Origin of the sequence: Sphingomonas folli (assembly GCF_019429525.1) — a bacterium.
In the GTDB taxonomy this organism is placed as follows: domain Bacteria; phylum Pseudomonadota; class Alphaproteobacteria; order Sphingomonadales; family Sphingomonadaceae; genus Sphingomonas; species Sphingomonas folii.
The window spans coordinates 220,213-238,783 of record NZ_JAHXZL010000004.1; the positions used below are offsets into that span (position 1 = coordinate 220,213).

Sequence of the window (18,571 nt, forward strand, 5' to 3'; positions counted from 1 at the left end):
GCGCGCTTCGGCGCCCGGTCCCGGCCGGGTAGCTCCCCCACGGCGGATTGGCTACCCGCCCGACGAGGTGACGGGTTTGCGTATCGAGAAGACGAGCCAGATCGGCGATGCCGCGCTGCGATCGGCGCTCAACACCATCAGGGTCGAGCGCGAGGCGTTGGACGTGCTGACCGAGGCGCTGGGATCGCCGCCGCTGCGCGAGGCGTTCGCGCGCACCGTCGCAGCGATCGCAGCGATCGCGGCGACCGCGGGGCGGCTGGTGGTGACCGGCATGGGCAAGAGCGGTATCATCGGCCGCAAGATCGCGGCGACGATGACGTCCACCGGCACGCCCTCGCTGTATCTCCATCCCGGCGAGGCGAGCCACGGCGACCTCGGCATGATCACCGGCGAGGACGTCGTGCTCGCGATCAGCTGGTCCGGCGAGACCGCCGAACTGGGTGACCTGATCGCTTATTGCCACCGGTTCGCGGTGACGCTGATCGTCGCCACCGCCAACGCCGGGAGCACTGCGGCGCGCGCCGCCGACATCTGCCTGCCCCTGCCGCACGTCGACGAGGCCTGCCCCAACCGGCTCGCTCCCACCTCCTCCACCACGCTGCAGGCGGTCCTGGGCGACGCGCTGGCGATCGCGCTGGTCGAACAGCGCGGCTTCTCGCCCTCCGATTTCCTTACGTTGCACCCCGGCGGTCGGCTCGGCGCGCGGCTCACCACCGTGGCGCAGCTGATGGGCAAGCCCGAGGACATGCCAGTGGTGCGTGTCGGCGCCTCGCTGATGGAGGCGACCATCGAGATGAGCCGCAAGCGCTACGGTGCGACCGCGGTCGTCGACCAGGCAGGCGATCTCGTCGGCGTCTTCACCGACGGCGACCTGCGCCGCAGCTTCGCCGCCCAGCACCTGCACGAGCCGATCGAGGCGCACATGACCCCGCGCCCGCTCGCGGTGGCCGCCGACACGCTGTCGACCGAGGCGCTGCGCGTCATGAACGCCAACGCGGTCACGGTCTTGTTCGTCTGCGACCGGCGCCGCCCGGTCGGCGCGCTCCATATGCACGACCTGCTGCGCGCGGGCGTCGCCTGAGCCGGCCAGCCGTGCGCGACCTGATCGTCGTACCGGCGCGCTACGGCTCGACCCGGCTACCGGGCAAGCCGCTGCTCGCGATCGCCGGACGCACCCTGCTGGAGCGAGTCGCGCGCGTCGCCGCCGCGGCCGCGGCGCTGGCGGGCGAGTGCGACATGGTGGTGGCGACCGACGACGCGCGCGTCGCCGACCACGCGCGCGCGCTCGGACATGAGGTGACGATGACCGCGGCCGCGATCGAGTCGGGCTCGGGTCGCGCCTATGCCGCGGCGTGCCAGCGCGCCGTCCCCCCGGGAGTGGTGGTCAACCTGCAGGGCGACGCGCCGTTCGTGCCGGCGCCGCTGGTCGCGGCACTGCTCGTCGCGGCGCGGCGCGATGACGTCGCCTGCGTCACCCCGGTCGTGCGACTCGACTGGGCCGCGCTCGATCGACTGCGCGCGCACAAGCGCGAGTCGCCGTTCAGCGGTACTACCTGTGTGCGCGGCGCCGACGGCGACGCGCTGTGGTTCTCCAAGGCGATCCTGCCCGCGATGCGCGACGAGGCGGGGCTGCGCGCGGCCGGGCCGCTCTCGCCCGTGTACCGTCATCTCGGCCTCTACGCCTATCGCCTCGCCGCGCTGGCGCGCTTCGAGGCCGCACCCCCTGGCCGGTACGAGCTGCTCGAGGGGCTGGAGCAGCTGCGCTTCCTCGAGCTGGGTATGACCGTGCGCGCGATCGCGGTCGACCCGCCCGCTCACAGCATGTCGGGCATCGACACCGCCGCCGACGCGGCGCTGGCGGAGGCGCTGATCCGCCGCCACGGCGACCCCTACGAGGGATGAGCACGACCTTCGTCATCGTGCGCCACGGCGACACCTTCGCGCCCGGCGACCCGCCGCGCCGCATCGGCGCGCGCACCGACCTGCCGCTGGTCGAATCGGGTCGCGCGCAGGCCGCCGCGCTGGGGGAAGCCTTCGCGGCGCGCGGCTGGCATTTCGACCGCGTCCTCGCGGCGTCGCTGCGCCGCGCGCGCGACACCGCCGCGGTGATCCGCGCCGCGCTCCCCGGCGCTCCCGCGATCGAGGACGCCGGCTTCCTGGCCGAGATCGACCATGGCCCCGACGAGGACCGCACCGAGGCCGAGGTGCGCGCGCGCGTCGGCGCCGACGCGCTCGCCGCATGGGACGCGCACGGCGTGCCCCCGCCGGGCTGGCACGTCGACCCGGCGGCACGCCTGGCCGCCTGGCGCGCGCTGTTCGCCGAGCCGGGGGGCGAGAGGATCCTGCTCGTCACCAGCAACGGCGCCGCGCGCTTCGCGCTGCTGGCGGCACCGGGGCTGGCGCAGGGGCTCACGTCGCTCAAGCTGCGCACCGGCGCCTATGGCGTGCTGCGCACCAGCCTGGGCGAGACGGCGCGGCTGGCATGGGACGAGCGGCCGTGAGCGGTTGCGCGCGCGCGCCGCATCGGGGAGAGACGCGGCGATGAACCCGGCGCGCCTGCTCCTCTATCCCTGGTGGGTCGCCCAGCTCGCGACCGGCGCCAAGGCCTTCTGCGACAATCCGGTGATCGGCTCGCCGCGGCTCAATCGCTGGGGGCTCCACGCGGCGCGCGTGCGTGCCGCGGCGCGGCTGGCGGAGTCGCGGCGGCGCCGGCTCGCGCGGCTCGTCGACCCGGCCGATCGCGCGGCCTTCGACCGCGACGGCTTCGTGCTGCGGCGCGACTTCCTGCCCGGGGACCAGTTCGACGCGCTGCGTCGGCAGGCGCTGGGCCGCGTCGCCCCCGCGCGCGAGATGGTGCAGGGTGACACGATCACGCGTCGGATCGCGCTCGACCCCGCCGCGCTGGCAGCGATGCCGGCGGTCGCCGCGCTGGTGCGCGGACCGGTGTGGCGCGGGCTGATGCGTTACGCCGGCAGCTTCGACAGCGAGCCGGTCGCCTATATCCAGACGATCCTCTCGCACGTCCACGACGGCCCGCCCGACCCGCAGACGGCGCTCCACGCCGACACCTTCCACGCGACGGTCAAGGCCTGGTTCTTCCTCACGGACGTGGCCGCGGACGAAGGACCCTTCGTCTACGTGCCCGGCTCGCACCGCATGACCGCCGCGCGCGTCGCCTGGGAGAAGGAGCGCAGCATCCGCGCCGCGAGCGGCCTCGACAGGCTGTCGTCGCGCGGGTCGCTGCGGGTCGCGCCGGCCGAGCTCGCCGCGCTCGGCCTGCCCGCGCCGCGCGCCTTCGCGGTACCGGCCAACACCTTGATCGTTGCGGACACGTCGGGCTTCCACGCGCGCGGGCCGTCGCTGCGCCCCGCGACGCGGATCGAGATCTGGAGCTATGGCCGGCGAAACCCCTTCCTGCCCTGGATCGGGCTCGACGCGATGAGCCTGCCCGGCATCGCCGAGCGCCGCGCCACGCTCGCCTGGGCGGCGCGCGATCGGCTGCGCGCGCTGCTCGGCCAGCCCTGGGCCGACGTCGGCGGCAAGACGCCTGACGCGCCCGTCCACGGGAGCTGAGGCAATGGACGAGCCCGTGGCCGACGTGCCGCTGCTGCGAGCCCCGCCCTTCCCCGGGCCGCGGGTGATCCTGTCCGAGCCAGTGACGGCGTCGTTGGGCACGATCGACGCGGCGACGGTCGAGCGCCTCTTCGCCGCGCTCCGCGCCGAGCGCGTCGGGGGCAGCTACTGGGCTCCACCGGGGACTGTCGCGGCGCGGATCGACCGCGCCGCGGCGCCGGCACGTGAGACGGTCGACCCCTGGTCGGTGCTGTCGCCAGGGGTGACGGTCCGCGGCCACGGCGACGACGAGTGGATCGCCCTCGCGCAGATCGTGGGCGCGCGCGTCGAGCTGACCGCGCCCGGACGCTACGACACGCCCGAGCGCGTCGCCGCGACGCTGCTGGCGCGGCGCTATCGCGACCCTTTCACCGGCGTGCCGAGCGACCTGGAGTCGGTGATCGCGCTACTCGGCCTATGGCGCCGCCTCGCCGCGACCAATCGCGCGATCGTCGCGGCCTGCGGTATCGCCTGGTGGAAGCGACGCGAGATCCGGCGCTTCCTGTGGTCACCGGGGCGTCCACTGCGGTTCTACCGGTCGGAGCGGCGGGCCGTGACGCACGCCGCGCGCGTCGGCGGCGCGGTCGCGGTGTGGCCGTCGCGCGTCTCGGCGGCGATGGTCCGCGACGCCGCCGCCTCGGGCGTAACGCTGATACGGGTGGAGGACGGATTCGTCCGCTCGGTCGGGCTCGGCAGCGACCTAGTGCCCCCCGCGTCGATCACCGTCGACGCGCGCGGCATCCACTATGACCCGTCGAGCGCGAGCGACCTCGAGCAGTTGCTCGCCGCCGCCACGTTCGCGCCCACGCTGTTGGCGCGGGCGGCGCGGCTCCGCGAGACGATGGTCGCGACGCGAATCAGCAAATATGGCGGCGGCGCGGCGCATACCTTTCCGACCCGCGCGCCCGGTCGCAGGCTGGTGCTGGTACCCGGACAGGTCGAGGACGACATGTCGGTGCGGCTCGGGGGCCATGGTCTGGCGAGCAACCTCGAGCTGCTGCGCCGCGCGCGCGCGCTAGAGCCCGACGCGGAGATATGGTTCCGCCCCCATCCCGACGTCGACGCCGGGCATCGCCGCGGGGCGGTGCGCGACGCCGAGGCGCTGACGCTGGCCGACCATGTGGTGCGCGGCGGCGCGATGGCCGACCTGCTGGACGTGATCGACGGCGTGCACGTCCTCACGTCGCTGACCGGCTTCGAGGCGCTGCTGCGCGCGCGCGACGTGACCTGCCACGGCACCCCCTTCTACGCCGGGTGGGGGCTGACGCGCGATCTCGCCCCGGTTCCCGACCGGCGCGGCCGCGCGCTGAGGTTGGACGAGCTGGTGGCGGGCGTGATGATCCTCTACCCGCGCTACCTCGATCCCGTCACCGCGCTGCCCTGCCCGCCCGAGACGCTGGTGGCGCGGATGGCGACGGGGGGCGCGGTCAACCGGCTCGACCGGATCAGCCGACTGCGGCGTTGGCAGGGCCGCGTGGCGCGGCGCTGGCGCTAGGCGTCGGCGCGGGGGTGGGCTCCCGCCGCCTTCTTGGCGGACAGATAGGTCCCGAAGACATGGTCCCAGAACAGCGCGGTGATCGCGTAATTGCCGTCCTCCCGCCCATGATGGTGGCGCAGGTGGTGGCGCCGCAGCGTGCGCATCAGCCGGCCGCGCACCGGCAGCCGGTGACAGGCAAAATGGACCGCGTCGTAGATGACGTATCCGGTGATGAAGCCGAGAAACAGGACCGTACCGGCGCCCCCCAGTGCCAACGCCATACCGGCCCAGATCGCCCCCGACCATGTCACGCTGACGATCGGCGGCATGATGCTGCGCCACGGGTCATTCGGATCCTCGTGGTGGTTGCCGTGCATCAGGAAGACGAACCGGTGACCCCAGACGGTCGGCAGCTCCAGGTGGAACAAATAGCGGTGCATGACATATTCGAACAGCGACCAGGTGAGCAGCCCGGCCGCCGCCAGCCCGACCCACGCCGCCGGCCCGACCTGCCCGAGGCTAGCGTAGAAAACCAGCGCAAGCAGCACCACCCACAGCGCGACGAACAGCTGCGGCGGCATCACCGTCAACCGTTCCATCCAGTCGCGACGGAAGAGCCGCAGGCGCGGGTGCACGACGCCGGCGTCGACGCGCCGCGTGTGTCTGCGGCTGGCTCGGCTCACATCCATAGCTCGGCCATGGACAGATGTGCGCTCGATCTGTCAAGTTGCACCGCAGCGAGAACCGCCAAACCGGTGCATCATTACCACATCTCCCCAGTACGATGACCGATTCCGATAAAGCTGCGACACCGCTAGGTCGCATCCTCATCACCGGCGCGTCGGCCGGGCTCGGGGCGGCGCTGGCACGTCACTATGCCGCGCCCGGCCGGGCGCTGCTGTTATGGGCACGCGATCCGACTCGGCTCGAGACGGTCGCGGCCGAGTGTCGCCGCGCCGGCGCGACCGCGCAGATACGCTCACTCGATCTCGCCGACAGCGAAGCGGCGTTACGCGCGCTCGTCGCGGAGGACGAGGCGGGCGACATCGATTTGGCGATCCTGGCCGCGGGGCTCGGCGACGTCCGGACGGCGGGCCGCCGGGTAGAGGCGGCGGCGGCAGTGGTGCGGCTCGGCCTGGTCAACTTCGTCACCCCCGGGGCGATGGCCGCGGAACTGGCCGAGCGTATGGCCGCGCGCGGTCGCGGCGACATCGTGCTGATCGGTTCGGCGGCCGCGGCCTATTCGCTGCCCTTCGCCGCGGGCTACGCGGGCTCGAAGGCGGGACTGGCGCGGTTGGCCGACGCGCTGCGCGTCGCGGTCGCGCCGCGCGGCGTGCGCGTGCTGCTGGTGGAACCAGGCCCGTTCGACTCACCCGGCGGCCGGCTCGTACCCGCGCCGGGGTGGCTGACGCGACGCCCCGCCTGGGTCGCGTCCCAGATCGCGCGCGCCGACGCGCGTGGCCGCGTGCGGCTGACCTTGCCCTGGCCCTTCGCGCTGCTGCGGTGGATCGACCCGCTGCTGCCGCGCTGGGCGCGCGACCGGCTGCTGCGAGCGCTGGCGCCCGACTGAAGGGTGACGGCCGCGCTACGGGGTCGCCACCGCGGCCAGGATGGCATGGTGCAGCCCCGCAGGGGTGAGATCGACGCGGCGGCCCGCCTCCCCGCCCCCCTCTGCCCCGGTTGCGGCGCTCCCCGGCCGATCGCCGAACCGCAGGATCACATAGGGCGTGTGACGGTCGGGGCCGGGCTCGCTCGCGCCCGGGATACTGGGGCGATGGTCCCCGAAGAAGACGAGCACGGCGCGGCGATCGGCGCGGTCGAGGTGATCGATCAGGTCGCCCAGCATCGCGTCGCTGCCGCGCAGGTGACGCAGATAGGCGTCGAGCCCGCCCGGCGAACCCGCGATCCGCTCCTTCCCCCACGGCCCGTGATTCTCCATCGTGACCGCATAGACGAAGGTGGGGCATCCGGCGGCGTCGGCGAGCGCGCCCAGCGCCATGCCGAGCGCGCGGTCGTCGACGTAGCGCCCGATCCCGGGCGCGGTCGCGACGAAGGCGTCGTCGCCGACCAGCCGCTCGAATCCGACCGCGGGCATCAATCGATCGCGCCCGTAGAAGCGCAGGTCGTGCGGGTGGACGAAGAGGGTGCGATAGCCGCGGCCGCGCAGCCGCGCCGATAGCGCGTACGACGCCTCGCCCGCCGCGGTGAGGAAGGGATCGTAGCGGCGAAAGCCTAGCGCCGCCTCGTCGCGCCCGAACAACACGCCATATTCGGTCCGCATGGTATAGGCCCCGAAGCCGCTGACGTGCAGCTCGCCCCACTGCCACGCCGCCGCGCGCGCGCGCGCCAGCGCCGGCAGCGGCGCGGCGCCCGCGAGCGCGACCGGATCGGCGAAGGACTCGCACTGGACGACGATCACCAGCTCGGGCCCGGGCGCCCCCTGGTCAGGCGGCAGCGCGGGCGGGTCGAGCTGCACGCGCCAGCGGCGCCAGTAGAGCAGCAACGTCGCGACCAGCCCGTGGCGCGCGAGATCGGCCTCGGCGTCCGGCACGCGCGCCAGCACGGCGAGCGGCGGCAAGCGCAGCAGCGCCAACAACGCGACGAGCGCGGCCGCGCCGATCGCCGCGCCGGCGAGATGCGGCGCGGGCCGTGGCACGAACAGCCACGCCAGTGCCACGGGAAGCGCCAGCGCGCCGGCGACACCGAGCGCACGCTGCGGCAGCGACAGCGCCGTGAGATAGAAGCCCGGGTGGCGGACCAGCGCGCCGACCAGCGCCAGGTCGGAGAACAGCAGCGGCTCGCCCAGCACCGCACGCTTGGCGTTGGACGCGATCGCCACAACCGCCAGCAGCGCCGCCGCCAGGATCGCGGCGGCCGGCGCGTTACCCGAAACGGCGAGGCCGCACCCGAAGGCGACCGTAACTGCCAGCAGCAGCAGCAGGCTCCCCCGCCAGTCACGCACGATCCGGCGCGCGCGCGGGCGCACCATCGCATCGATCGCGAGCGCGCCGAGCAGCAGCAGGAGATAGGCCAGGACGGGGATCGTCACGGTACAGCCGCGGACTCGCTCGAGGATGACGGGGCGGCCGGCGGCACGCGACCGAGCGGCTCCATAGGCGGACGGGGCGCGATTGTCATGTCGCCTCCGCGGCCGATCCGCTGTATCAGGGCGCGATGACCGACCTGCCGCTCATCCCGGACGCGGTGCCGAAGATCGCGGCGCCGGGCGCGACGCCGCCTTCCCATCGCCGCGAGATCCTGCTGCTGCAGGGCCTGATGGGGCCGCTGTTCCGCCGCGTCGGCCTGGCGCTGCGGCGGCGCGGCTACGGCGTCCACAAGGTTCATTTCAACGGCGGTGACCGCCTGTTCTGGCGGCTGCCCGGCGGGGTCGACTATCGCGGCGCTCCGGCGGACTGGCCCGCCGCGCTGGCGGCGCTGATCCGCGAGCGCGGCATCACCGACGTGATCTTGTTCGGCGACTGCCGCCCGCTCCACATCGCCGCGATCGCGACCTGCCGCGCGCTCCACGTCCCTGTCCACGTCTTCGAGGAGGGCTATATCCGCCCCGACTGGGTGACGTTCGAGCCGGGTGGGGTGAACGGTCATTCCAGCCTGCCGCGCGACCCGGCCTGGTATCTCGCGGAAGCCGCGCGCCTGCCCCCGGCACCCGAGCACCGCCAAGTCCCCTCCTCCTTCCGGCGCCGCGCGCTGGAGGCCGTGGTATACAATAGCGCCGACGTCTTCTCACGCTGGTATTATCCTCACTGGGAGAACCACCGGCCGTGGCACCCCTTGGTCGAGGCGGCGGGCTGGATCCGGCGGCTGCGCCGGCGCCGCCAGGCGGCGGAACGGTCGCGGCAGTTGGTCGAGCGACTGCTCGACCGCGGGGATCCCTATGTGCTGTTCCCGCTCCAGCTCGACTCAGATGCGCAGATCCGCCTCCACTCGGGCTTCGCCGGCATCTCGGACGCGCTGCGGCTCGTGATCGAGTCGTTCGCGCGCCACGCCCCCGCGGAGCTGCGCCTCGTCATCAAGGAGCACCCGCTCGACAACGGCGTGCGCGACTGGCGCGGCGAGGCGGCGGCGCTGGCGGTACGCCACGGCGTGGCCGACCGCGTCGACTATTTGGAGAGTGGCGACATCGTGCCGGTGGCGCATGGCGCGCGCGGGATGGTGACGATCAACAGCACCAGCGGCACGCTCGCGCTCGCCGTCGGCGTGCCCGTGATCGCACTCGGCCAGGCAGTCTACGACATCGACGGGATCACGTTCCAGCGCGGCCTCGACGCGTTCTGGCGCGAGCCCATAGCCCCCGATCCCGCGGTGTTCGCCGCTTTCCGCCGGGTGCTGATCGACCGCTGCCTGGTGCCGGGCGGTTTCTTCTCCGACGCCGCGCTCGACGCGGTGACCCAGGGCGTGGTCGCGCGGCTCGAGGCGGCGAGCCCGCTGCGGCTGAGCGAGCCCGCGGCGAGCGACGCGCCGCTGTCGCGCGCGACGCGGCGAACGGGACGGGCCGCCGCGCGCTAGGCGCCGGCGCCTCGACCTGACTCGCCGGGCGAGCGGGTCGAAATGCGCGCGGTTGAGGCGGTCTGGCGGACAGCGCGCGCGGCGGCGCCGTGCCCGCCCGACCGCATCGAGCAGCCGCGGCAGCCCCGTGCCACCGATTACTTCCTCTGGTGCGACGGTAAGGTGTGTGAGAAACGGCCGCATCGCGCATTTCGACGGCACGTCGCCATGGTCCATCGAAAATGGTGCCGCTTACAGGACTCGAACCTGTGACCCCATCATTACGAATGATGTGCTCTACCAACTGAGCTAAAGCGGCCCGATCGCGCCACCAGGGGCGCCGCATCGTGGAGCGCGCGCTTAGCAGCGGCTCCCGGGCGTGGCAAGCGCTTCCGGGCTTTACGCGGAGTTTACCATCCGTGGTGCAGATCGGGCGTGACAGGCCGACTCCGAGGGCCTCACTGGGACGATGAGCATGGACACGCCGCGCGGCTACGACGACCTCCGCCACGATCTCGACCCGACAGAGGGCGGCGTGGGCGAGGCGGTGCTCGCGATCGGCGGTGACGAGCGGCGCATGCACGTGCGCGCCTACAACCACTGGGTCTCGCTGCTCGGCGATCGCCCCTATCCCGCCATCGCCGACCTCGAACCCGCCAGCATCGCCGACTTCGGCGCGAACAGCGTGCTGCTCGATTTCTCCGCCGGAGTCGCGGACCCGTCGGTCCAGTTCATCGGTCGCGCGTTGCGCGAGGAATGCGGCGTCGACCAAGCGATCGAGCGGATCAGCGGCGTGCCCGCGCGGTCGCTGCTCTCGCGGCTGACCGACCATTATCTCCAGATCATCGCCAACCAGGCACCGATCGGCTTCGAGGCCGAGTTCGTCGGCACGCGCGGGCATGCCACGCTGTATCGCGGCATCCTGATGCCCTTCTCGTCGAACGGCGCGACGATCGACTTCATCTACGGGGTGATCAACTGGAAGGAGCTGGTCACCGCCGATCACCAGGCCGCGCTGGACCGCGAGCTGGCGGTGAGCGCGCGGGCCCCGCGCCACGATCCCGTCCCCGCCGCGGCCTGGGCGGACGGCCCGCACGCCGAGGCCGAGGTCGACGCGCTGCCCTGGCCAGACGCCCCGCCCGCCGCGACGCTCGACGATCGGCTCGCCGCAGCGCGCGCGAGCGCGGCCTCGGCGCGCACCGCCGCGACGCGCAGCCACGCCGCGCTCTATCGCGCGCTGGGCCGCGCGCACGATTTCGCGCTCGCCGCCGCGGACGCGCCCGAGCGGCTCGCCGCGATCCTCGACGAGGCGGCCGTCAAGGTGCAGGCGCGCGCGCCGATGACCGCGATCGCCAAGCTGATCTTCGGCACCGACCACGACAAGACGCGTCTGACCGAGGTGGCCACGGTGCTCGCCTGGGCGGCGCGCACCGGCGTCGCGGAGGGCGAGCTGGCCGGCGTGCTCGACTCGATCGAGGGCGGGATCAAGCGCCTCGTCGCGGACGAGCGCGCGGCGCGCCGGCCGGTGACGCGTGTCGCACCGCCGCTGGCGCCAGCGATCGCCTCGCGCGCGCCGCTGGCCGAGCTCGCGCTCGACAGCGGCCTGGCCGAGGGCGAGCCGGTGGTGCTGCTCGGACGCGCGGTCGCGGGCGGCATCGTGGTGATCGGTACGGTGCGCGACGATGCCAGGCTGGCGAAGCAGGTGCTGCGGCGGCTCGGCTGACGCCGGCGGCCCTTCACCTGCATCGTCGCCGCGTGGGAAGCTGCGCGGCGCGGTCGACGCGCGACGTCGCTGCCTCACTACACGCCGCCGTCCCGAACCCGTCTCATCATCCACCGTGCCGCGCGCCCGCGGGCGGCGAGCCTGCGGACCGGTGGATCCTGAAGCACGTGCGGGATGACGCCGGCAGTTCGTGGCTGCGATCATCTCGCACCCCATCGGCTGTCCCTCACGCCCCCGCGCGGGGTTGAGCCGCGCCGCCGCCCGGCGCATAGCGCGGGCATGGTCGAGAAGTCTCTGCAGAAACTGTCTGCCGCGCTCGCGGCGCGGCTCACCCATCGCGCGCTACCCGGGGAGATCGCCGGCTTCGGCGAGGACAAGCAGGCCGAGGCCGCCGCCTTCCTGGCCGAGACCGCGGCGCAGCGCGCGCCGGGCACCGCCGCGCTCGCGCTGGAACAGCTCCCCGGTGACGGCGCGCGGCGCCGCATGCGGCTCGCCATCGTCAACGACGACATGCCCTTCCTGGTCGACTCGGTCGCCGCCGCGATCGGCGACCGCGACATCGCGGTCGACCGCGTGATCCATCCCGTGATCCGCGTCGCGCGCGACGCCGACGGCACGCTCACCGCGATCGAGGAGGCCGGCGGCAGCGCCGAGTCGATGATCTACGTCGAGCTCGAGCGGGTCGACGCCAAGGACCGCCGCGCGCTGACCGACGAGATCGAGCGGCTGCTCCGCGACGTGCGGCTCGCGGTGAGCGACTGGCGCGCGATGCAGGCCGCGCTCGCCGCCGACGCGGGGATGCTCGACGACACCGGGCACGATCCCGAGGGCGCCAACCTGCTGCGCTGGTTCCTCGACCGCCACTTCACGCTGCTCGGTCACGAGCGCTGGCACGCCGACGGCCACGCCGACGCCGCCGCCCCGCTCGGCATCGCGCGCAACGATCATGACGTGCCGCTGCTCGCCGAGCGCTCGCGCCTGCTCGCGGTGGAATATTTCACCGCGGGCAACGCCGCGCCGCTGCTGCTCAAATCGAGCCTGATCTCGCCGGTCCACCGCCGCGTCCCGCTCGACCTGCTGGTGGTGCCGCTCGCCACCGCCGGTAAGGTCACCGGCCTCTCGATCCACGCCGGCCTGTGGACCTCGGCCGCGCTCAACGCGCCGCCGCGCAGCGTGCCCGTGCTGCGCCAGCGGCTCGCCGCGAGCGAGGCCAAGTTCGGCTTCGACCCCGCCGGCCATACCGGCAAGGCGCTGACCCACGCGATCGCGACGCTGCCGCACGACCTGATGATCGCGGTCGACGCCGCGGGCATGGAGGAGTTGGCGCTCACCGCGATGAGCCTCGCCGACCGGCCGCGCCCCAAGCTGGTGCTGGCCCCCTCCCCGCTCGGCCGCCACCTCTACGCCTTCGTCTGGCTGCCGCGCGACGAGATGACCACCGCGCGCCGCGTCGCCATCGGCGACATGCTGGCGGAGGAGGCCAACGGGCAGATCCTCAACTGGACCACCAGCGTCGAGGACAGCCGCACCGCGCTGCTGCGCTACACGATCGACCTGCGCGGCGCCGGCCGCCTGCCCGACGCGTCGCTGCTCGACGCGCGGCTGGAGAAAATGGTGCGCGGCTGGGCGCCCTCGATCGAGTCGGCGCTCGCCGACGAGGTCGGTCCGGCGCGCGCGGCGCGGCTGGCGCTGCGCCATGCCGCCGCCTTCCCACCGCGCTATCGCACCGGCGCCACGCCCGACGAGGCCGCGCGCGACATCGTCGCGATCGCCAACCTGGTCGACGACGCCGACCGCGAGGTGCGGTTCACCGCGGGCGGCGACGGCATGCTCCACCTCAAGGTGTACCGCCAGGGCGGACCGCTCGCGCTGTCCGACGCGGTGCCCGCGCTGGAGCATTTCGGCTTCCGCGTGATCGAGGAGATGCCGACCGGGCTGACCGACGAGGAACGCTCGTCGATCCACGACTTCACGCTCGAGACCGCGGCCGACGTGCCCGCGGTGCTCGCCGCGGCGGACACGCTGCAGGAAGCGCTCGCCCAGGTGCTCGAGGGCCGCGCCGAGGACGACGTCTTCAACCGCCTGATGTTGGAAGCCGGGCTGTCGCCCTCGGCGGTGGTACTGTTCCGCGCCTGGTTCCGCTACCTGCGCCAGGCGGGGATGAGCTACGGCATGGCCACGGTGGTGGAGACGCTGACCCGCGCGCATCACGTCACCAAGGCGCTGGTCGACCTGTTCGCCGCGCGCCACGATCCCGCCCGCCCCGGCGACGCGGAGGCCGCCGCCGCCGCGATCGACGCCGGGCTCGACGCGGTCACCGGCATCGACGACGACCGCATCCTGCGCGCCTTCCGCGCGGTGATCGACGCGACGCTGCGCACCAACGCTTATACGGAGGCGGCGAAGGAAGCGCTGGCGTTCAAGCTCGACAGCAGCCGCATTCCCGGCCTGCCCGCGCCGCTGCCGTGGCGCGAGGTGTGGGTCTATTCGCCGCGGGTCGAGGGCATCCACCTGCGCGCCGGCCCGGTCGCGCGCGGCGGCCTGCGCTGGTCCGACCGGCGCGACGACTTCCGCACCGAGATCCTGGGCCTGATGAAGGCGCAGCGAGTCAAGAACGCGGTGATCGTGCCGACCGGCGCCAAGGGTGGATTCTACGCCAAGCAGCTGCCCTCCCCGGCCAACCGCGACGCCTGGCTGGCGGAGGGCACCGAGGCCTATCGCATCTTCATCCGCACGCTGCTGTCGATCACCGACAATATCGTCGGCGGCACGGTGGTGCATCCCGACGGCGTCGTCGTCCATGACGGCGAGGACCCCTATTTCGTCGTCGCCGCCGACAAGGGCACCGCGACCTTCAGCGACGTCGCCAACGCGATCGCGCTGGAGCGCGGCTTCTGGCTCGGCGACGCCTTCGCGAGCGGCGGCAGCCAGGGTTACGACCACAAAGCGATGGGCATCACCGCCAAGGGCGCCTGGGTCTCGGTGCAGCGCCACTTCGCCGAGCGCGGCGTCGACGTGCAGACGCAGCCGATCCGCGTCGTCGGCTGCGGCGACATGTCGGGCGACGTGTTCGGCAACGGCATGCTGCTGTCCAAGGCGATCAGGCTGGTCGCCGCCTTCGACCACCGCCACATCTTCCTCGACCCCGATCCCGACGCGGCGGCGAGCTGGGCCGAGCGCGACCGGCTGTTCGCGCTGCCGCGCTCCAGCTGGGCGGACTATGACACGTCGCTCATCTCGCCGGGCGGCGGCGTGTTCGCGCGCGACATGAAGTCGATCCCGCTCTCGCCCGAGGTGCGCGCCGCGCTGGGCGTGGCGGCGGAACGGCTGGAGCCGACCGCGCTGATCTCCGCGATCCTCAAGAGCCCGGTCGACCTGATCTGGTTCGGCGGGATCGGCACCTATGTGAAGGCCGCGGCCGAGAACAACGCCACCGTCGGCGACCCCGCCAACGACCGCCTGCGCGTCGACGCCGAGGACCTGCGCGCCACCGCGATCGGCGAGGGCGCGAACCTGGGCGTCACCCAGGCGGCGCGCATCGCCTTCGCGACGCGGGGCGGGCGGATCAACACCGACTTCATCGACAATTCGGCGGGCGTCGACTGCTCCGACAATGAGGTCAACATCAAGATCGCGCTCAACCGCGAGATGATCGAGGGGCGACTCGCGTTCGACGACCGCAACGCGCTGCTCGGCGCGATGACCGACGATGTCGCGCGGCTGGTGCTGGAGGACAACCGCCTCCAGACGCTGGCGCTGTCGATCGCCGAGGGCGGCGGGGTGCAGGCGTTGCCCAGCTACGTCCGGATGATCGAGGTGTTCGAGGAGGGCGGTCGGCTCGACCGCCGCGTCGAGGGGCTCGGCAGCAACGTCGACCTGCTCCGCCGCGGCAGCGACGCGCGCGGGCTCACCCGGCCCGAGCTGGCGGTGCTGCTCGCCACCGCCAAGCTGGCGCTGCAGGACGCGATCGAGCGTTCGGCACTCGGCGACGACCCCGCGCTGGCCGAGGATCTCCACGCCGCCTTCCCGCCGGCGATGCGCGAGCGCTTCGCCGCCGCGATCGAGTCCCACCGGCTGCGGCCGCAGATCGTCGCGACCAAGCTGGCCAACCGCATCATCAACCGGATCGGCATCCTCCACCCCTTCGAGCTCGCCGAGGAGGAGGGCGCGACGCTCGCCGACATCGCCGCGATGTTCGTGGTGGTGGAGCGCCAGTTCGGCCTCACCGCGCTGTGGCACGCGATCGAGAGCGCCGCGATGCCGGAGAGCGGGCGGATCGCGCTGTTCGACGAGACCGCGGTGGCGGTGCGCTCGCAGATCGCCGACCTGCTGCGCATCACCGGCCCGGCGACGCCCCCATCGACGGTGCTGGCGCGCCTGTCGGCCGGGATCGAGCGACTCGACGCCGCGACCGGCGAGCTGCTGCTCGACGAGGCGCGCGCGCACTCGCGCCGGATCGCCGACACGCTGGAGCAGGCGGGCGCGCCGCATGGCCTCGCGACCCAGGTGGTGCGCCTGTTCGAGCTGGACGGCGCGGTCGGCCTCGCCGACCTGGGCGAGCGCGCCGGGATCGAGGAGACACGGCTGGCGCGCGCCTTCACGCGGCTGGGCCAGGCGCTGGGGCTCGACTGGGCACAGTCGACCGCGACCCGGATCTCGCCGAGCGACCCGTGGGAGCGGCTGCTGATCGCGGGGCTCGCGCGCGACTTCCAGCAGCTGCGGCTCGACTTCCTCGGCCGCGGCGGCACGGGCGACCCGGAGGCGCTGGTGGCCGATTGGATCGCGCGCAACGGCACGCGCGTGGCGCAGTTCCGCGCGGTGATCGATCGCGCCCGCAACGCGCAGGCACCCAACGCGGCGATGCTGGCGCAGATCGCCAGCCAGGCGCGTGTGCTGCTGGGGCGGTAGGGAGCGAGGCGGTGTACCTTCCTCTCCTGGAAGGATCGATCTGCCAAACTCCCGAACGCTCCTGCCCTTCCGTCATCCCGGACTCGTTCCGGGATCCACTCCTCCGCGAATGCGACGCTATAGGAGGGTGCGGCACGGTAAATCCCGGACACAAGTCCGGGATGACGGCAAGGTCTGGCAGAGGGATCCTCGCAGGGAAGGATGAGCCGCAGCCCCTCAGTGCGGCGCGACGCCCAGCTCCACCCCGGTCTTGTCATGCAGCGCGAACCGGTCGACGAGATCGGCGCTCGCCCGATTATAGCCGGTGACCTCGACGACGCGCCCGTCGCGCCGTAGCCGCGCCACCACCTTGTCGAGCGCGGCGACCCCCGAGATGTCCCAGAAGTGCGCGCCGCCCACGTCGATAGTGACCCGTCGCGCATGGTCCTCGGCCTTGAAGGCGCGCGTGAAGCGGTCGACGGAGGCGAAGAAGATCTCCCCGGTCACGCGATAGACCGCCGCGTCGCTCGCGACCTCGCGCTCCACCGCGAACAGCCGCTGCACCTTGCCCGCGAAGAAGATGCCCGACAGCAGCACGCCCGCGAGCACGCCGAGCGAGAGGTCGCGCGTCGCCACCACCACCACGACGGTCACCAGCATCACCACCGACGAGGTCGGCGGGTGGCGGCGCAGGTTCGGGATCGAGTTCCAGCTGAACGTGCCGATCGACACCATGATCATCACGGCGACCAGCGCGGGCATCGGCACGCGCCCCACCCAGGGCCCGAGTACCGCGAGCAGGAACAGCAGGAAGGCGCCCGCGACGAAGGTCGACAATCGCCCGCGACCACCCGACGTGACGTTGATCACCGACTGGCCGATCATCGCGCATCCCCCCATGCCGCCGAACAGCGCCGCTAGGATGTTGGCGCCGCCCTGCCCCGCGCACTCGCGGCGCTTGTCGCTGTCGGTATCGGTCATGTCGTCGACGATCTGCGCGGTGAGCAGCGACTCGAGCAGGCCGACCGCCGCCATCGTCAGCGCATAGGGCAGGATGATCCGCAGCGTCTCGAGCGTGAGCGGCACCCGCGGCAGCGCGAGGCTGGGCAGCCCCTCGGGCAGCCGGCCCATGGCGCCGACGGTGTTGACGTGCAGCCCGAACGCCACGCTGATCGCGCTGAGCACCAGGATCGCCGCGAGCGGCGACGGCACCGCGCGTGTCAGCCGCGGCAGGCCGTAGATGATCGCCAGGCCGCCCGCGACCAGCGCGTAGCTCGTCCAACCGACGCCGGTGAGCTGCGGCAGCTGCGCGAGGAAGATGAGGATGGCCAGCGCGTTGACGAAGCCGGTGATGACCGAGCGCGAGACGAACTGCATGACGAGGTCGAGCCGCAGCAGACCCGCGGCGACCTGGATCAGCCCCATCAGGACGGTCGCGGCGAACAGATAGTCCACGCCGTGCGCGCGGACGAGCGGCCCGACCACGACCGCCACCGCGGCGGTGGCGGCGGAGACCATGCCCGGGCGGCCGCCGAGCAGCGCGATCGTCATCGCGATCACGACCGAGGCGTAGAGGCCGACGCGCGGGTCGACGCCCGCGATGATCGAGAAGCCGATCGCCTCGGGGATCAGCGCGAGCGCGACGACGATGCCGGCGAGCACGTCGCGGCGGGCGGCGGCGCCGTCAGTGAACCACTGGCGGCGGTAGGCAGAGAGAGCATGAGACATCGAGAAGTCCACAACAGGGCACGCGGCGCCAGCTCGGGCGCGTGAGACACGGTGCGTTGTGTTGTCCGGCGGATCGGCGGCCGGAAGAGCCACCCGGGTTCTCACCGGGTCCTTGCGAATGCGCGCGGCTTAGGCGGTGTCGGCGGCGCTGGCAAGCCGGGGCGCGGTGCATCGTCGTCGCTTGGGTCACGGGCGTCGCTCGGCTAGACCGGCGCGATGCCACTCGACATCCGCGACGCCACGGCCGACGACGAGCAGCAGGTCATCGCACTCTGGCGCGCCTGCGGGCTGGCCGCAGCCCACAACGATCCCGCCGCCGACTTCCGCTTCGCCGTCGAAGGAGCGGCCTCCACGATACTGGTCGCGCTGCTGGACGACCATGTCGTCGCCAGCGCGATGGTCGGCCATGACGGTCATCGCGGGTGGCTCTATTATGTCGCCTGCGCGCCCGAGCACCGCCACAAGCGGCTGGGCAGCAGGATCGTCGAGGCCGGGGAGGCGTGGCTTCGCGCACGGCGGGTCGCGAAGGTGCAGCTGATGGTGCGCGAGACCAACGCGGCGGTCGTGCCCTTCTACGCGCAGCTCGGCTACGAGGACATGCCGCGCGTGCTGATGAGCAAGTGGCTGCGCACCTGAGG

13 protein-coding genes, 1 tRNA gene and 1 other annotated feature are annotated in these 18,571 nt (G+C 73.0%); of the genes, 10 read left to right on the forward strand and 4 right to left on the reverse strand.

The genetic code is table 11. The features are described 5' to 3' along the window. The first annotated feature begins 67 nt into the window (after nt 1-67). Genes KZ813_RS07995 through KZ813_RS08015 form a run of 5 tightly spaced genes read left to right on the forward strand, consistent with a single transcriptional unit; the run spans nt 68 to nt 5,107 of the window. Complete coding sequence (locus tag KZ813_RS07995; RefSeq protein WP_308461820.1) at nt 68-1,081, forward strand: KpsF/GutQ family sugar-phosphate isomerase; 1,014 nt, start codon at nt 68-70, stop codon at nt 1,079-1,081. Between the two features lie 11 nt (nt 1,082-1,092). Then, complete coding sequence (gene kdsB, locus KZ813_RS08000) at nt 1,093-1,902, forward strand: 3-deoxy-manno-octulosonate cytidylyltransferase (RefSeq protein ID WP_219754444.1); 810 nt, start codon at nt 1,093-1,095, stop codon at nt 1,900-1,902. Further along, nucleotides 1,899-2,501 (forward strand): histidine phosphatase family protein, encoded by a 603-nt coding sequence (locus tag KZ813_RS08005; RefSeq protein WP_219754445.1) that lies wholly within the window; start codon nt 1,899-1,901, stop codon nt 2,499-2,501. Before kdsB ends, KZ813_RS08005 begins: the two co-directional genes overlap by 4 nt. Before the next feature lie 40 nt (nt 2,502-2,541). Continuing rightward, the gene (locus KZ813_RS08010; RefSeq protein ID WP_219754446.1) at nt 2,542-3,573 is read left to right on the forward strand and encodes a phytanoyl-CoA dioxygenase family protein; all 1,032 of its coding nucleotides are present in this window, start codon (nt 2,542-2,544) and stop codon (nt 3,571-3,573) included. A 4-nt stretch (nt 3,574-3,577) separates the two neighbouring features. Next, complete coding sequence (locus KZ813_RS08015) at nt 3,578-5,107, forward strand: capsular polysaccharide export protein, LipB/KpsS family (protein WP_219754447.1); 1,530 nt, start codon at nt 3,578-3,580, stop codon at nt 5,105-5,107. On the opposite strand, the gene KZ813_RS08020 is transcribed toward KZ813_RS08015, so the two are convergent. Continuing rightward, nucleotides 5,104-5,724 (reverse strand): sterol desaturase family protein, encoded by a 621-nt coding sequence (locus KZ813_RS08020; RefSeq protein WP_308461821.1) that lies wholly within the window; start codon nt 5,722-5,724, stop codon nt 5,104-5,106. The two genes, KZ813_RS08015 and KZ813_RS08020, sit on opposite strands and share 4 nt — an antisense overlap. Nucleotides 5,725-5,873: 149 nt before the next feature. On the opposite strand from KZ813_RS08020, the gene KZ813_RS08025 reads away from it, so the two are divergent. After that, the gene (locus KZ813_RS08025; RefSeq protein WP_219754449.1) at nt 5,874-6,659 is read left to right on the forward strand and encodes an SDR family NAD(P)-dependent oxidoreductase; all 786 of its coding nucleotides are present in this window, start codon (nt 5,874-5,876) and stop codon (nt 6,657-6,659) included. Between the two features lie 15 nt (nt 6,660-6,674). Here the strand turns inward: KZ813_RS08025 and KZ813_RS08030 are convergent, their stop codons facing one another. Continuing rightward, on the reverse strand, nt 6,675-8,138 hold the full coding sequence (locus KZ813_RS08030; protein ID WP_308461822.1) for an LTA synthase family protein: 1,464 nt from the start codon (nt 8,136-8,138) through the stop codon (nt 6,675-6,677). A gap of 125 nt (nt 8,139-8,263) precedes the next feature. On the opposite strand from KZ813_RS08030, the gene KZ813_RS08035 reads away from it, so the two are divergent. Continuing rightward, complete coding sequence (locus KZ813_RS08035; protein WP_219754450.1) at nt 8,264-9,616, forward strand: capsule polysaccharide biogenesis protein; 1,353 nt, start codon at nt 8,264-8,266, stop codon at nt 9,614-9,616. Nucleotides 9,617-9,838: 222 nt separating this feature from the next. Here the strand turns inward: KZ813_RS08035 and KZ813_RS08040 are convergent. Next, nucleotides 9,839-9,914, reverse strand: a tRNA-Thr gene (locus KZ813_RS08040). A gap of 156 nt (nt 9,915-10,070) precedes the next feature. Between KZ813_RS08040 and KZ813_RS08045 the strand changes: the two genes are divergently transcribed. Continuing rightward, nucleotides 10,071-11,318 (forward strand): PAS domain-containing protein, encoded by a 1,248-nt coding sequence (locus KZ813_RS08045; protein WP_219754451.1) that lies wholly within the window; start codon nt 10,071-10,073, stop codon nt 11,316-11,318. Between the two features lie 279 nt (nt 11,319-11,597). Next, entirely contained in the window at nt 11,598-16,226 is a 4,629-nt protein-coding gene (locus KZ813_RS08050; protein ID WP_219754452.1) for an NAD-glutamate dehydrogenase, read from the forward strand. A gap of 216 nt (nt 16,227-16,442) precedes the next feature. Here KZ813_RS08050 and KZ813_RS08055 read toward each other — a convergent pair whose 3' ends face one another. After that, nucleotides 16,443-17,933 (reverse strand): SulP family inorganic anion transporter, encoded by a 1,491-nt coding sequence (locus tag KZ813_RS08055; protein WP_219754453.1) that lies wholly within the window; start codon nt 17,931-17,933, stop codon nt 16,443-16,445. Nucleotides 17,934-17,992: 59 nt separating this feature from the next. Beyond that, nucleotides 17,993-18,048 (reverse strand) — a sequence feature (sul1 is cis-regulatory element that is thought to sense ions involved in sulfur or methionine metabolism; They are found in Alphaproteobacteria). Nucleotides 18,049-18,149: 101 nt separating this feature from the next. Here KZ813_RS08055 and KZ813_RS08060 point away from each other — a divergent pair. Next, complete coding sequence (locus KZ813_RS08060) at nt 18,150-18,569, forward strand: GNAT family acetyltransferase (RefSeq protein WP_219754454.1); 420 nt, start codon at nt 18,150-18,152, stop codon at nt 18,567-18,569. The last annotated feature ends 2 nt before the right edge of the window (nt 18,570-18,571 follow it).